The organism is Pseudomonadota bacterium (genome assembly GCA_016719885.1).
Taxonomy (GTDB): Bacteria; Pseudomonadota; Gammaproteobacteria.
In genome coordinates this window covers 304,828-318,823 of record JADJYF010000005.1, presented here as the reverse complement: position 1 = coordinate 318,823, position 13,996 = coordinate 304,828, and the positions used below count along the sequence as shown (strand labels likewise).

13 protein-coding genes are annotated in these 13,996 nt (G+C 67.0%); 9 read left to right on the top strand and 4 right to left on the bottom strand.

Features of this window, described 5'->3' with window-relative positions; all coding sequences use genetic code 11:
- Positions 1-15: 15 nt before the first annotated feature.
- The gene (locus IPM80_07155) at positions 16-984 is read right to left on the bottom strand and encodes a ketopantoate reductase family protein (GenBank protein ID MBK8958201.1); all 969 of its coding nucleotides are present in this window, start codon (positions 982-984) and stop codon (positions 16-18) included.
- A 99-nt stretch (positions 985-1,083) separates the two neighbouring features.
- Here IPM80_07155 and IPM80_07150 point away from each other — a divergent pair, with 99 nt between their 5' ends.
- The 4 genes from IPM80_07150 to IPM80_07135 all read left to right on the top strand — a co-directional run bounded on the left by IPM80_07150 (position 1,084) and on the right by IPM80_07135 (position 4,765).
- Positions 1,084-2,475, top strand: a complete 1,392-nt coding sequence (locus tag IPM80_07150; GenBank protein ID MBK8958200.1) for a cytochrome P450 — start codon at positions 1,084-1,086, stop codon at positions 2,473-2,475.
- Positions 2,476-2,615: 140 nt separating this feature from the next.
- A complete protein-coding gene (locus IPM80_07145) occupies positions 2,616-3,875 on the top strand; it encodes a CinA family nicotinamide mononucleotide deamidase-related protein (GenBank protein MBK8958199.1) in 1,260 nt (419 codons plus the stop codon).
- Positions 3,876-3,965: 90 nt separating this feature from the next.
- Entirely contained in the window at positions 3,966-4,118 is a 153-nt protein-coding gene (locus IPM80_07140; protein ID MBK8958198.1) for an Rdx family protein, read from the top strand.
- 8 nt (positions 4,119-4,126) lie between these two features.
- Positions 4,127-4,765, top strand: coding sequence for an FMN-binding negative transcriptional regulator (locus IPM80_07135; protein ID MBK8958197.1), 639 nt, complete (start codon positions 4,127-4,129; stop codon positions 4,763-4,765).
- A 47-nt stretch (positions 4,766-4,812) separates the two neighbouring features.
- On the opposite strand, the gene IPM80_07130 is transcribed toward IPM80_07135, so the two are convergent.
- Together IPM80_07130 and IPM80_07125 are read right to left on the bottom strand one after the other, a co-directional pair.
- Positions 4,813-5,127, bottom strand: a complete 315-nt coding sequence (locus IPM80_07130; GenBank protein MBK8958196.1) for a hypothetical protein — start codon at positions 5,125-5,127, stop codon at positions 4,813-4,815.
- 121 nt (positions 5,128-5,248) lie between these two features.
- A complete protein-coding gene (locus IPM80_07125) occupies positions 5,249-5,893 on the bottom strand; it encodes a DNA-3-methyladenine glycosylase 2 family protein (protein MBK8958195.1) in 645 nt (214 codons plus the stop codon).
- A 127-nt stretch (positions 5,894-6,020) separates the two neighbouring features.
- Between IPM80_07125 and IPM80_07120 the strand changes: the two genes are divergently transcribed.
- Complete coding sequence (locus IPM80_07120; GenBank protein MBK8958194.1) at positions 6,021-8,039, top strand: tetratricopeptide repeat protein; 2,019 nt, start codon at positions 6,021-6,023, stop codon at positions 8,037-8,039.
- Positions 8,036-9,454, top strand: coding sequence for a radical SAM protein (locus IPM80_07115; protein MBK8958193.1), 1,419 nt, complete (start codon positions 8,036-8,038; stop codon positions 9,452-9,454). Before IPM80_07120 ends, IPM80_07115 begins: the two co-directional genes overlap by 4 nt.
- A 110-nt stretch (positions 9,455-9,564) precedes the next feature.
- Here the strand turns inward: IPM80_07115 and IPM80_07110 are convergent, their stop codons facing one another.
- Entirely contained in the window at positions 9,565-10,770 is a 1,206-nt protein-coding gene (locus tag IPM80_07110) for an acyl-CoA dehydrogenase family protein (GenBank protein MBK8958192.1), read from the bottom strand.
- 209 nt (positions 10,771-10,979) lie between these two features.
- Here IPM80_07110 and IPM80_07105 point away from each other — a divergent pair, with 209 nt between their 5' ends.
- From IPM80_07105 to IPM80_07095, 3 genes are read left to right on the top strand one after another with little or no spacing between them, the layout of a single operon-like run.
- On the top strand, positions 10,980-12,257 hold the full coding sequence (locus IPM80_07105; GenBank protein MBK8958191.1) for an MFS transporter: 1,278 nt from the start codon (positions 10,980-10,982) through the stop codon (positions 12,255-12,257).
- Between the two features lie 31 nt (positions 12,258-12,288).
- Positions 12,289-13,068, top strand: coding sequence for a glucose 1-dehydrogenase (locus IPM80_07100; GenBank protein ID MBK8958190.1), 780 nt, complete (start codon positions 12,289-12,291; stop codon positions 13,066-13,068).
- Complete coding sequence (locus tag IPM80_07095; protein MBK8958189.1) at positions 13,065-13,874, top strand: SDR family NAD(P)-dependent oxidoreductase; 810 nt, start codon at positions 13,065-13,067, stop codon at positions 13,872-13,874. Before IPM80_07100 ends, IPM80_07095 begins: the two co-directional genes overlap by 4 nt.
- The last annotated feature ends 122 nt before the right edge of the window (positions 13,875-13,996 follow it).

The following is a 13,996-nucleotide window of genomic DNA, read 5'->3' as shown; positions in this document are numbered from 1 at the left end:
AGCCGGCGCTGGCGTTCAGGCGCCGCGCGGCAGCGCGTCGAGCCCGGCGACGAGTTCATAGCACAGCCCGATGGTGGGCGCCGGCAACGCCAGGCGCTCAGCCTCGCGCCACGCGTAACCCAGCGTCTCGTGCACTTCCAGACGCCGTCCGGCGTCGAAGTCCTGTAGCGCCGACATGCGATGGCGCGGCGCCTGGGCAATGAGGTTGCGACCGATGTCGCGCAGGATCTCGGCCGCCGCCGCCGGTGTCGCCGCGTCGGCCACGCTCACCACCGGGATCGGCGATTGATCGAGCAGCGCGATGCCGCGCGCGCGCGCCAGGGCCACCGCTTCCGCCACCAGCTTCACGCCGACCGCGGCCAGCCCAGGATTCTCGAGGTAGACGCCGGTGGTGGTGCGCGCGATCACGGCCAGCGTGAACATCGCCAGCCAGCCGGCGAACTTCGACCATTCCACGCTCTCGATATCAGCGACCGCCTCGGTGACCACGCCGGCGGCGTTGATGGCGGCGGCGAGCGCCGCGACGTCGGTGCCGGCGTAGCCCGCCAGCGGCCCGATGGGCATGCGCACGTTGCGCGTGAACAGCACTTCGCCGTCGGCCATCAGTTCACCGCTGACATTGGCCATGCAGCCCAGCACCGTGGCCGGGCCGTGGATGGCGCATAGCTGTTCGTTCTTCATCACGCCGTTGGCAACCGAGAACACCGCCGCGGGCCGGGTGTGGGCATGGGCGGCCAGCGCTTCGTCCATCTGGTAGGTCTTGACCGTGTAGATGAGCACGCCGGGCTCGACATCGGCCGCGCCGGGCGCGACCACGCGGCACGCCAGGTCGAGATCCTTCAGGCCGCGCACCCGCAGGCCCTGGCCGCGCAACTGCTCGGCACGCGAACCGCGTGCCACCAGCGTGACCTCGTGTCCGGCGGCCGCGAGATGCGCGCCGAGGATGCTGCCGAGCGCACCGGCGCCGACGATGGTGAAGCGCATGGGAAACCTCGCTGTGGTCGTGACCGACACAGTATACGAAGGCGCGCCGGCGGCCGGTGCGGCTTGCCTTGATGGGCCCAAGGGTTCACCGTAACGGACATGATCACGCCCACGGCCTCGAGCTTGCCGCCCGGCCCGCCCCAGCACCCGGTCCTGCAACTGCTGCGCTACTCGTTTCGACCGCTCGAATACCTGGAAGACTGCGCGCGCTACGGCGAGACCTTCACCATGCGCCTGTCGGGCTTCGGCGAACTCGTGCACCTCGGCCGCCCCGAAGATATTCGCGAAGCCTTTCGCGGCGACCCGCAGGTCTTGCACGCCGGCGAGGCCAACATGCTGCTCGCGACCCTGGTCGGCCAGACCTCGGTGCTGGTGCTGGATGAAGAGCCCCATGCGCGCCAGCGTCGCGTGCTGTTGCCACCCTTGAAGGGTGAACGCATGCGCACCTTCTTCGATGCCATGCAACAGGAGACGCTGGCGGTTGCCGAGCAGTGGGCGCGCGGTGACGTGGTACGTGCCGATACCGCCATGCAGGGCATCACGCTGCGCGTCATCCTGCGCGCGGCGCTGGGCGTGGATGCCGGCGCCGATTTCGAAGACCTGCAGCTGAGCATGGCGCAACTGCTGCGCCAGATCCGCAATCCGCTGGCCTTGATCCTGTGGCGCCTGTTCCCGCCGCGGCGCTTCGAGAATTCGCGCATCCTGCCGTTCTACCGCCTGCGCCGGCGCTTCGACGCGCGCCTGTACGAAGTCATCGCCGCGCAACGCGCGCTGCCGGCGGCACAGCGCCCAGCCTGCCTGCTGACCGACCTGCTGGAAGTGCACTACGACGACGGATGCGGCATGAGCGACGTCGAATTGCGCGACGCGCTGGTGACCATCCTCGCCGCCGGCCACGACACCACCGCCCTGTCGCTGGCCTGGGCGCTGGAACAGGTCCTGCCGCGCGCCGACGTCGTGGCGCGCATCGAACAGGAGCTTGCCGAGGTGTGCGGCGACGGCTTGCCCGGCCCCGAGCACATCGCGCGCCTCGACTACCTCGATGCCGTGGTGCGCGAGAGCCTGCGCGTGCGCTCGATACTGACCTTCGTGGTGCGCATGGTGAAAAAGCCCATCACCATCAATGGCACCACCTATCCGGCCGGCGTGCTGTTGTGCCCCGGCATCCATCTGCTGCACCAGAATCCCGAGCTGTATCCCGAGCCGCGACAGTTTCGGCCCGAGCGCTTCCTCACACGCAAGTTCGCGCCCCATGAATGGGATCCCTTCGGCGGCGGCAACCGCGCCTGCCTCGGCCAGGCCTTCGCGCTGTACGAAATGAAGGTGGTGCTGGCGACCTTGTTCACGACCTTGCGCATGGAAAGACCGCGCGGCGCGGTGTCACGGCCGGTGCGCTGCGGGATCTCGATAGGCGCGAGCGACGGGGTGAAGCTCAGGGCGCGCAAGCGCCAGTTGGGTGCTGGTGCTCTTGTGGGTCAGGCTTCAGCCTGACATTCGACGCGCCGGCTGTTGGTGCGGCGAAATGGAATCAGGCTGAAGCCTGACCCACGGAAAAGGCGGCAAACGCGTCATCCGCATTCGTCCGGTTCGCTGCTAGACTCGCGCCTTCCATCGACTCCAAGGAAGCTCCCATGCGCTGTGAAGTGGTTGCCATCGGCACCGAATTGCTGCTCGGCCAGATCATCGACACCAATTCGTCGTGGATAGGCGAGCAACTGGCGATGGCCGGCATCGACTCGCATTTCCAGACCAAGGTCGGCGACAACCTGCAACGCATCATCGACAGCATCCAGCTCGCGCTGTCGCGCAGCGACGCGGTGATCTGCTGCGGCGGCCTGGGACCGACCCAGGACGACATCACCCGTGAAGCAATCGCGAGCGTGATGGGCGTCGGCATGCAACGGCATGACGACATCGCGGCGCGCATCCGCCATATCTTCGAATCGCGCGGCCGCGTGATGGCCGACAACAACCTGCGCCAGGCCGACGTGCCGATAGGCGCGAGCACCATTCCCGATCAGCCGGGCACCGCGCCCGGCCTCATCTGCCCGATAGGCGACAAGGTGCTGTACGCCGTGCCCGGCGTGCCCTACGAAATGCACGCGATGATGGATGGCACCATCCTGCCGGATCTGAAACGTCGCGCTGGACTGTCGAGCGTGATCGCGAGCCGCACGCTGCGCACCTGGGGTCACAGCGAATCGCGGCTGGCGGAGCTGCTGGCGCCGCATATCGAGGCACTTGAAGCGAGTGGCAATCCGACCCTGGCCTTCCTCGCCAGCGGCATCGAGGGCATCAAGGTGCGCATCACCGCCAAGGCCGCCGATGAAGCCGGCGTCGCGCGACTCATCGCCGACGAAGAAGCCCGTGTACGCGAAGTGCTGGGCCACTACGTGTTCGGCATCGACGATGAGACCATGGAATCGGTGGTGCTCGATCACCTGCGGCGGCGCGGCCAGACCCTCGCCATCGCCGAAGTCACCAGCGGCGGCATCGCCAGCCAGCGCCTGTCGGCGCTCGACGGCGACGGCATGGTGTTTCAGGGCGGTGTGGTGGCCAGCGCCGGCAGCGTGCGCGAACGCGTGCTGGGAGTAGCGGCCAGCCTGGTCGGCACACGCGAAGCGGCGGCCGCGCTGGCCGGCGCGGTGCGCGCGCATTTCGGCACCGACATCGGGCTCGCCACCACCGGCGAGCACGATCTCGGCAAAATCGCCGGCACCAATGCCGGCACCACCTATCTCGGCATCGCCATCGGCGACGAAGTGCGCGTCGAGGAAGTGCGCCTGCCGGGCGATCGCAAACGCGTGCGTGAATTCAGCGTCATCAGCCTGCTCAACGCGCTGCGGCTGCGCCTGGAACTCGAGACCTGGGCGCCGCAGCGGGATTTCTGACAATCAATCACGAGGGCCCGCGGCATGAAATTCGAGATTGAATACTGCGTACAGTGAAACTACCTGCCCCATGCCCTCCGTGCGAGGGATGTGTTGTCGGCCGCAGGCGGCCATCAAGTCGAGCTGGTCGAAGGCCGGGGCGGCGTGTTCGAAATCCGGCGTAACGGTGAGCCGGTCTATTCGAAGAAAGTGAGCGGGCGTTATCCGAACGACGCCGAGTTGCAGGCGCTGGCCGCGAGGTAGACATCTCCATGTACGTGCCCAAGCATTTCGAACAGCACGAGCCCGAGGCATTGCATGGCCTGATTCGCGATCACCCGCTCGGCGTGCTGGTGATGCACGGTGCCGACGGCCTCAGCGCCAATCACCTGCCTTTCGAACTCGACGTCGAGAGTGGGCGAGCGACCCTGCTGGCACACGTCGCGCGGGCCAATCCGCTGCTGCACGAGATACAGCCTGGCCAGTCGGCGCTGGTGATCTTTCGCGGCGCCGAGGCCTACATCTCACCCAACTGGTATCCGAGCAAGCACGAGTCCCACCGCCAGGTGCCGACCTGGAACTACCAGGCGGTACACGTGCACGGTCGCATCACCATTCGCGACGACGAGACCTTCCTGCGCGCGCTGCTGGCGCGACTGACGCACACCCACGAGACGCGCGCCGGCCAGCAACCACCCTGGACGATGAACGATTCGCCGCGCGAATTCATCGAGCGCATGGTGGCGGCGGTGGTCGGCATCGAGCTGCACGTCGAACGCATGGTCGGCAAGTGGAAGCTCAGTCAGAACAAGGACGCAAGGGATCGCGAATCGGCCGCGCAGGCGCTGGAACAACGGGGCGAGCTGCCAAGCGCCGCGGCGATACGCGCAACGCTGCCCGGCGCGGACTGATCATCCGACTCGACGGCCAGTCCGCCGCCGCCCGCGCGGCGCGCGTGCTACTTGCCGGTGACAGGCTCGACCACGCGCTTGACCGCGCCGACGGTTGCTTCGACGGTGCCGACCGCGATGCCGGCGCCGCCTTCGATGACCGCGCCTGCCGCGTTCAAGCTGCCCTTGGCGGTGCCGATCACGGCGCCGGCCACCGGCCCGTTCCTGCGGCTCTCTTCCTGCACGCCTTCGACTATCTTGACCGGCGCGGTGACCGCCTGCACCGTGCCATCGGCGGCGCGCTGCACACCTTCGGCGGCGGTGGCCAAGGCCGCCGGCAGACACAAGGCCAAGGCCGCGCACTGGATTCGAATGGACGTCATGCTCCTACCCTCGTCTTGCTGTGACAGCGGCACCTGCCGCGATGGATTGCAACCCTAGCAGCGCTGCTTGCGTGCAAACCCTGCAGCAGGTCGCGAAACAGGATTCGTAGCGCGACGCGGCTCACCCGATGTCGGCGGCGCGCCACAGGTACCAGCTGGCGACGGTGCGATACGGCGCCCAGCGCTCGCCGTAACGCGCCAGTTCGCGCGGCGTCGGCATTTCTTTCTTGCCGAAAGTCACCGCGTAGCCTTTGCGTATGCCGAAGTCGTCGACCGGCAACACGTCCGGGCGACCGAGGCGGAACATCAACAGCATTTCGACCGTCCAGCGTCCGATGCCGCGCACCGCGGTCAACTGTTCAATGAGGGTGTCGTTGTCGAGTTTCGCGGCCTGCGCAATGGTCGGGATCTCCTTGGCCAGCGCCTTGCTCGCGAGATCGCGCAAGGCCAGCGTCTTGTTCTTCGACAGGCCGGCGCCACGCAGGGTCTCGTCGTCGAGCTTCATGAGGCCGGCGGCGGTCGGGCCGCCCGCAGGGCGCGGAAAGAGCTTGCACAGGCGCTCGAAGATGGTGGCCGCGGCCTTGCCGTGCAGCTGTTGGTAGACCACCGCCTGGGCCAGTGCGGCGAACACGCTGGGCGTCGGTCTGACCTCCATCTGGAACGGTCCGACACGTTCGATCAGGCGGCGCATGCGCGCGCTGCTGGCGGCCAGGTGCGCGATGGCATCGTGGGTGTCGAAGTCGAAGATCTGGTTGTGCGTGGTCATCGCCGCGTGCTCCTGTCACCGGTAGGCGTCGCCAGTGTAGCCGCGATGCAGTCGTGATGTAGCGACGCTCGGAAAAGTGGAACGCTCCTTGCTCTCTCGCTGCTACACAGCCAGCGGGAGACAGGCAATGTCGCGGCCGAGCCGCCTTTACAGCGCGAATACCAGCAAAGTGCATCAGCACGCCGAACGCGCGGCGGAAAATCTTGCCGCGGGCGATCTTGCCCAGGCGGAACGATCTTGCCGCCGCGCGCTGGCGCGCGGCACCAGCGACGGCGATCTGTGGCACATGCTCGCCGCCATCCTGCTGGCGAGCGGCCGCCTGCCCGACGCACGCGACGCGATCGGCCGGGCGCGGCGCCTCTGTCCTGGCGATGCGGACTTCGCCAATACCGAAGCGCTGCTCATGGAGCGCGATGGCGACGCCCAAGGCGCCGCGAACGCGTGGCGCAACCTGCTGCTCGCCAGTCCCGAACACGCCGACGCCTGGTACAACCTCGGCCGCCTGGCGCTGCGCGGCGGTCATGCGCGCGAAGCGATGGATCTGCTGTTGCGCGCGGTGCAGCTCAGGCCGAATTGGTGTGACGCGTACAAGAATCTCGGCGAAGCCTGTTTCGCGCAGGGCGACGTGGAAGCGGCCGAGGCGGCTTTCCAGGCCGCGCTGCAATGCGTGCCGGGCGACGCCGACAGCCTCGCCAATCTCGCCCGCCTGCGCCAGGAGGCCGATGACTACCCGACCGCGCTCACCCATTACCGCGCCGCGCTGGCGGCCGGCGCCGATGACGCGACGCTGCTGCGCTTCGCGTTGTTGATGCCCTTGTTCAGCATCAACGGCGCCGAGATAGCCGCGCATCGCAGCCGCGTCGAAAGCAACCTGGCGAGCTTGCGCGAACGCGACATGACGCTGGTCGATCCGGCGCGGGGCATCGCCACGCCGGCGTTCTATTTCGCCTACCAGGGCGTCAACGATCGGCCGCTCATGAGCGCGCTGGGCGATATCGTCACGCGTGCCTGGCGCCCGACACCGGTGCCGCGCGTGGCGCGCGCGCCGCGTCCGCGCATCGCGTTCGTGTCGGCGCACTTTCGTCAGCACACCATCGCGCGCCTCTACGCGCCGCTGCTGGAACGCCTGCCGCGCGACGATTTCGATGTGGCGGTGTTGAGCATCGGCCAGCATGACGGTCCGCTCGCGACGCGCATCGCGGCCGCCGCCGAGCATGCCCTGGCGGTGCCCGAGGACCTGCTCGCCGCGCGCCAGGGTTTGCAGGCGCTGGCGCCTGACGTGGTGGTGTATTGCGACATCGGCATGGATCCCTGGAGTTACTACCTGGCGGCCGAACGCCAGGCGCCGGTGCAATGCGTGACCTGGGGTCACCCGGTCACCAGCGGCCTGGCGAGCGTCGACTATTTCCTGTCATCGACCTTCATCGAACCCGACGGGGCGCAGGATCACTACCGCGAAAAACTCATCCGGCTGCCGAGCTGGCCGGTGCTCTACGAAGAGCCGGCGGCGCCGCGCAGCCTGACCACGCGGCGCGATTTCGGCTTCGTCGGCGACGAGACGATTTATCTCTGCCCCCAGAGCCTGTTCAAATTGCACCCGGATTTCGATGCCTGCCTCGCCGCCATCCTGCGTGGCGATCCGCGCGGCGTGGTGGTGCTGATCGAATCCCGCGCAAGCTGGCGCGCGCGCCTGGAAGGGCGCTTCGCCTGCACCGCGCCCGATGTCGCCGATCGCATCCGCTTCGTGCCGGCGGTCAGCTCGCAGGATTTCGGCGCGCTGCTGGCGGCCGCCGACGTGGTGCTCGACACGCTGCATTTCAGCGGCGGCTATACCAGCTTCGAAACCATCTGGGCCGAGACGCCCTTCGTCACCGAGCGCGGTGCCTACATGCGCGGCCGCGTGACGGCGGGTTTGTGCGATCTGCTGGGGCTCGACGAGGCGGTGGCCGACGGTGTCGATGACTACGCCGCGCGCGCCATCGCGCTCGCCAATGCCGGCGCGGTACGTGACGGCATGCGCGCCAAGCTCGCCCGCCGCAAGCGCCAGCTGCTGGCGCTCGATGACGCCGTGCTGTCGGCCTTCGGTGATTTCTTCCGTTCCGCCCTCGATGAAGCCCATACCCAGCGCCGGGAGGCCGCGCCATGAAGCCGCGCACACTGTTCGTCAAACCGCCGGATCCGTTCCTCGAAAACGAATTCGTCTACCAGCAGCTCGCACCCCATTACCTGCAATCGTGGTTGAACGTGCATGGCTACGCGTCGGCGCAGCTGGTGCTGTACGTGCGCGCGCGCGCTGACGGCACGCGGCCGGCGCCCACGCGCCTGGCCGATTGCCACATGCTGCTGGTGGAAGACGGCCAGCCGCTGCTGGATGCACCCTTCGACAGCGCGGTGTTCGCCGACTTCGACCTCATTGCGCAGTCGGTGATGACGCCGCAGGCGGAATACGCGCGCTGGGTGACGGCGGCGGTGCGGCGCGAACAGCCGCACGCGCGCGTCATGATCGGCGGCAGCCATGCCCGTTACTATCTCGAGCAGGTGGTGAACGAGCGCGGTGCCGCGGCCTGCGACTACGTGGTGCCGCATGACGGCTGGCAACCCTTGCTCGAGGTGCTCGAAGCTGGCTTGCCGGATCGTGGCCGCGGCCACGTGATGTCGCACCAGCACGACTTGTCCGAGATCACCATGGCGCCGACGCGGCCGGTGGAGCTCATGGCGCGCTACCGCTATGAAATCGCCGGGCTGCCGGCCTTCCACACGGTGACGGCGCTGGGCTGTCCCTTCACCTGCCACTTTTGCGAGGCGGGCGTCGAACGCACGCGTTATTTCCCGACCGCGATGATCGACAACGATCTGCGCACCATGGCCGCCACCCATCGCGCCCTCGGCCGCGAGCACTACGCGGTGATGTTCTTCGACGATGTCGGCCTGTTGAATCCGCGACAGACCCGCGCGCTCGCCGAGCGCGTGGCCATGCACGGCTACAGCGCGTGGCGCGCCTTCACCCACGCCTATCTCATCGTGCGGCACGGCGACAACCTGCTGGGACCGTTTGCCGACACCGGCGGCAGGCGCGTCGGCATCGGCCTCGAGACCGGCTCGCAACGCTCGCTGGACATGATCAACAAGCGCAACGGCAAGCGCCAGAAAGTGGAAGAGCACTACGAGGCGGTGCGCATCGCCAATCGCCTGGGCATCGCGGTCGACGGCTTCACCATGATCTATCCCTGGGAAGACGAGGACGATCTGCGTGCCACCGACGAACTGGTGGAGTTCATCGTCGGCAACCCGGTGGTCGGCGAAGACCACCTCGGCCGACCGCTCAAGAATTCGGTCGACTCGACCATCATGGTGCCTTACCAGGGCACGCAATTTAATACGATGCTGAAAGCGGGTGCGGTGCCGGGCGTGAAGCTCGCCGCGGAAGATCCGCGGCGAGCCATGTACTACAAGGGCGTTGATGCGTCGTCGGGCTGGGTTTACGACGAGACCGTGCTGCCGCGCGAGCGCTATCTCGAAGCTCAGAGCTATCGCAATTCGCTGCGACCTTCGTATCGGTAATCGATATTGTGGGTCAATCAATCTGACGTCCGATTGCACTTCAGAGGTCGGACTGTAGGTCCGACCCACATTCATTTGCACATTGGACACCGCGCCGGTGAAGCTCACCCTCAGCCCGCGTACTCCGCGATGATCTGCTTGCCGAGCGCCATCATGTGCACCTGGTCCGGGCCATCGGCCTGACGGCACCAGCGCGCGTAGCTCCAGGCTTCGGCCATGAAGTAATCGGCGGTGAAACCGCCGGCGCCGTGGATCTGCATGCAGCGGTCGATGACGGTCTGCGCCATCAGCGGCACGGTGATCTTGGCGGCCGCGATCATGTCGCGCGCATCCTTGGGCCCGACCTCATCCATCTTGCGCGCGGTGGCCAGCGTCAGCAGGCGCGCCTGTTCGATGTCGCAGAAACACTTGGCAATGTCTTCGCGTATCGATTGATGCTCGGCGAGCTTCTTGCCGAAGGTGGTACGCGACACCGAGCGCTTGCAGGCGTATTCCAGCGCGCGCTGCGCGGCGCCGATCAGGCGCATGCAATGGTGGATGCGGCCCGGCCCCAGGCGGCCCTGGGCTATTTCGAAGCCACGGCCTTCGCCGAGCAGGATGTTCTCCAGCGGCACGCGCACGTTGTCGAACACCACCTCGGCATGGCCCTGCGGCGCGTCGTCGTAGCCGAAGGTGGTGAGCGGACGCACCAGTTTCACGCCGGGGGTGTCTTTCGGCACCAACACCTGGCTTTGCTGCACGTGGCGGTTGGGGTTGTCGGGATCGGACTTGCCCATCACGATGATGATCTTGGTGCGCTCGTACATGGCGTTGGTGATGAACCACTTGCGGCCATTGATGACGTAGTGGTCACCGTCGCGCTTGATCGAAGTCTGCACGTTGGTGGCGTCGCTGGACGCGACATCCGGCTCGGTCATGGCATAGGCAGAGCGGATCTCGCCGCGCAGCAGCGGCTCCAGCCACTGCTTCTTCTGCGCCTCGGTGCCGTACTTCATGAACACTTCCATGTTGCCGGTGTCGGGCGCATTGCAGTTGAACACCTCGGCCGCCCAGCCGACGCGGCCCATGACTTCCGCCAGCGGTGCGTAGTCCTCGTTCTTCAAGCCGCCATGATCGTAGGGCATGAACAGGTTCCACAGGCCTTCGTCGCGCGCCAGCTGCTTGAGTTCTTCCATCAAGGGCACGGTGCCGAAGCGGTTCGGCAGGGCGCGCAGCTGTTCGTGGTAATGCTCTTCGTTGGGATAGACGTGTTTGTCCATGAAGGCGAGGAGCTGGGCTTTCAAGGCCTTCGCGTCTTGGCTGATGGCGGTATGCATGTCGAGGGTTTCCAGGGTTGCGATGGACGGGTTTTTCTGTAGGTGCGAATTCATTCGCACATTCGAGGCGTGGCGAAGCACCGGGTCATATCGATCGATGTGCGAATGAATTCGCACCTACATAGGTCGCGCAAGGATAGCCGACCGGGGTGGCCCGACGCACCTGCCGGAGATTGCGCCGCGCCGGCCGCAGCGCATATCGTCCGCTCATGAGCACTTCGGCCGGCACCGCGCGCGCGCGCTTTCTCGCCATGTTCGCGCTGGTGGTGGCGGGCGAATTGATCTTCGCCCTGCCCTTCCATGTGCCGCGCTATTTCCGCGCCAGCATGCTGGCGAGTTTCGACTTGTCCAACGCCGGGCTCGGCGACGTGTTCGCGGTCTACGGCGTGACCGCCATGCTGGCCTACTTTCCCGGCGGCGCGCTGGCCGATCGCCTGCCGGCGCGCGGCCTGTTGGTGGCGTCGCTGTTGGCCACCGCGCTCGGCGGTGTCTATCTCGCCACGCTGCCGGGCGAAGGCGGTCTCGCGCTGCTGTATGGCTACTGGGGCGTGACCACCATCCTCCTGTTCTGGGCGGCGATGATCCGCAGCACGCGTGAGTGGGGCGGCGCCACGGCACAGGGCCGTGCCTTCGGCATCCTGGATGGCGGGCGGGGTCTCGCCGCCGCCACGTTCGCGACGCTGGCGGTGGCGTGCTTCAGCCGGTACGCCGGCGGTGCGCCCGGCGTGGCGCTCGATGACGAGGCACGGCGCGAGGCGATGCGCGCCGTCATCGTCTATTACACCCTCGCCACCACGCTCGCGGCGCTGCTGGTGTGGCGCTGCGTGCCGCGCGGCGACGGCTCGGACGGCGGCGCGCGCGCGCGTCTCCAATGGACATCGCTGCTGGCGGTGCTGCGCATGAAAGCGGTGTGGCTGCAGGCGCTGGTGGTGGTGGCCGCCTACTGCGGCTACAAGGGGCTGGACAACTACGCGCTCTACGCGCACCAGGTGCTGGGCTTCAGTGAGACCGCCGCGGCCGGCCTCGGCGCGGCCAGTGCCTATATCCGTCCACTGGCGGCCTTGGGCGCGGGCCTCGTCGCCGATCGTATCGGCATCGCGCACAGCGTTCGACTGTTGTTCCTGGTCTCGGTGGCGGTCTACGGCCTGCTCGGCGTGCTGACACCGACGCCCGCCACGCTCGCCATCATCTACGCCAACCTGTTGCTGAGCTGCGCGGCGGTGTTCGCGCTGCGCGGCGTGTATTTCGCGCTGCTCGAGGAAGCAGCCGTGCCGCGACACTTGACCGGCAGCGCGGTCGGCGTGGTATCGGTGATCGGTTACACGCCGGATATCTTCTTCGGCGCGGTCAGCGGCCGACTGCTCGATGCCGCGCCGGGCCTGGCCGGACATCAGCACTACTTCATCCTGTTGGCGCTGGTGGCTATCATCGGCGGCGGCGCGGCCGTGGCCCTGGTGCACACGCGCGGCGCCACGAGCGGCGCCTGAACAGCCATTCATCACAATGCAGCGGGGAGCCATGGGCCAATTCACAGACAAACTCGCGGTGGTGACCGGCGCCAGTCGCGGTCTCGGCAAGGCCATCGCGCTGGAACTCGCGGCCGAGGGCGCGCGCGTCGCCTGTCTCGCCACGCGCGCCGAGAACGCGGCCGCGGTGGTGGCCGACATCAGCGCCGCGGGCGGCGAGGCGCGCGCCTACGGCTGCCGCGTGGAAAACAGCGCCGAGGTGACCGCCACCTTCGCCGCCATCGAAGCCGATTTCGGCCCGCTCGACATCCTGGTCAACAACGCCGGCCTGTCGCGCCCGATGCTGACGCTGGAGATGACCGAGGAGAACTGGGATCAGCAGATGGACATCAACGCCAAGTCCATCTTCCTGTGTTCGCAGGCGGCGGCGCGGCAGATGCAGGGCCACGGTGGCGGCAACATCATCAACATCGGTTCGATCCTCGGCCGCAATGCCTTCCCGGCCACGCTAGGCTACTGCGCATCGAAAGCCGCCACCGACCAGATGACACGCGTGATGGCGATCGAATGGGCGCGGCTCGGCATCCGCGTCAACTGCGTGGCGCCGGGCTATGTGCAGACCGACCTGGTCGACGACCTCGCCCATGAAGGCAAGCTCACGCTCAAGGACCTGGAACGACGCACGCCCATGCGGCGGCTCGGCACGGCGCGCGAAATAGCGCGCGCGGTGGTGTATCTCGCCAGTGACGACGCCGCCTTCGTGACCGGCGAAGTGCTGGTCATCGACGGCGGCTGGACGGCTTTCGGTTATTACCAATGGGGGAAATCATGAAAGATCTCGCAGGCAAGGTCGCGGTCATCACCGGCGGCGCGAGTGGCATCGGTCTCGCCACCGCCAAGGCCCTGGCCAGGCAAGGCATGCGCCTGGTGCTGGCCGACATCGAGCAGGGCGCGCTCGATACCGCCGCGCACGATTTGAGCAGGAGCGGCGCCGACGTCATCGGCGTCAGGACCGATGTCGGCGAACTGGCCGAGGTGCAGCAACTCGCCGACACCACCTTCAAACATTTCGGCGCCGCGCACGTGGTGTTCAACAATGCCGGCGTGGCGGTGTTCGGCCCGGTGCAGGACATGAGCCACGCCGACTGGGAATGGATCATGAAGGTCGACCTGTGGGGCCCGATCCACGGCGTCGAGGCCTTCCTGCCGCGCATGATCGCGCAGGGCCAGGGCGGTCACATCGTCAACACCGCGTCGTTCGCGGGCCTGGTCGCCAACCAGGGCCTGTCGGTGTATTGCGTGGCCAAGTACGGCGTGGTGGCCTTGTCGGAATGCCTGGCCAAGGATTTGCGCGAACACAATATCGGCTCCTCGGTGCTGTGCCCGATGGTGGTTGCCACCAACATCAACGACTCGGCACGCAACCGTCCGGCCGAATTCGGCGGCCCGGAGCGCGATCTCGATGTATCCGACGAGCAGGCCGAGAAGATGCGCGGCCGCGTGCTGCCGGTGGAAGGCGTGGCCGACAAGGTCGTCAAGGCCATCAAGAACAACGAGCTCTACATCGTCACCCACGAGGAATCGCGCGAGTTCGTGCGGCGCCGCTTCGAGCGCATCGACAAGGCGTTCGACCTGTAGGAACCCGCTCGATATTCCTGTAGGTGCGAATTCATTCGCACATTACAATTCCGCCGACCGGCGTCGACGCCGCTTTGAATGTGCGAATGAATTCCGCACCATCCAGAGGATCGATCATGGAA

Excerpts from the sequence above, each read along its gene's own strand:
- IPM80_07155 (MBK8958201.1), bottom strand. The coding sequence starts at position 984 with ATGCGCTTCACCATCGTCGGCGCCGGTGCGCTCGGCAGCATCCTCGGC.
- IPM80_07150 (MBK8958200.1), top strand. The coding sequence starts at position 1,084 with ATGATCACGCCCACGGCCTCGAGCTTGCCGCCCGGCCCGCCCCAGCAC.
- IPM80_07145 (MBK8958199.1), top strand. The coding sequence starts at position 2,616 with ATGCGCTGTGAAGTGGTTGCCATCGGCACCGAATTGCTGCTCGGCCAG.
- IPM80_07135 (MBK8958197.1), top strand. The coding sequence starts at position 4,127 with ATGTACGTGCCCAAGCATTTCGAACAGCACGAGCCCGAGGCATTGCAT.
- IPM80_07130 (MBK8958196.1), bottom strand. The coding sequence starts at position 5,127 with ATGACGTCCATTCGAATCCAGTGCGCGGCCTTGGCCTTGTGTCTGCCG.
- IPM80_07125 (MBK8958195.1), bottom strand. The coding sequence starts at position 5,893 with ATGACCACGCACAACCAGATCTTCGACTTCGACACCCACGATGCCATC.
- IPM80_07120 (MBK8958194.1), top strand. The coding sequence starts at position 6,021 with ATGTCGCGGCCGAGCCGCCTTTACAGCGCGAATACCAGCAAAGTGCAT.
- IPM80_07115 (MBK8958193.1), top strand. The coding sequence starts at position 8,036 with ATGAAGCCGCGCACACTGTTCGTCAAACCGCCGGATCCGTTCCTCGAA.
- IPM80_07110 (MBK8958192.1), bottom strand. The coding sequence starts at position 10,770 with ATGCATACCGCCATCAGCCAAGACGCGAAGGCCTTGAAAGCCCAGCTC.
- IPM80_07105 (MBK8958191.1), top strand. The coding sequence starts at position 10,980 with ATGAGCACTTCGGCCGGCACCGCGCGCGCGCGCTTTCTCGCCATGTTC.
- IPM80_07100 (MBK8958190.1), top strand. The coding sequence starts at position 12,289 with ATGGGCCAATTCACAGACAAACTCGCGGTGGTGACCGGCGCCAGTCGC.
- IPM80_07095 (MBK8958189.1), top strand. The coding sequence starts at position 13,065 with ATGAAAGATCTCGCAGGCAAGGTCGCGGTCATCACCGGCGGCGCGAGT.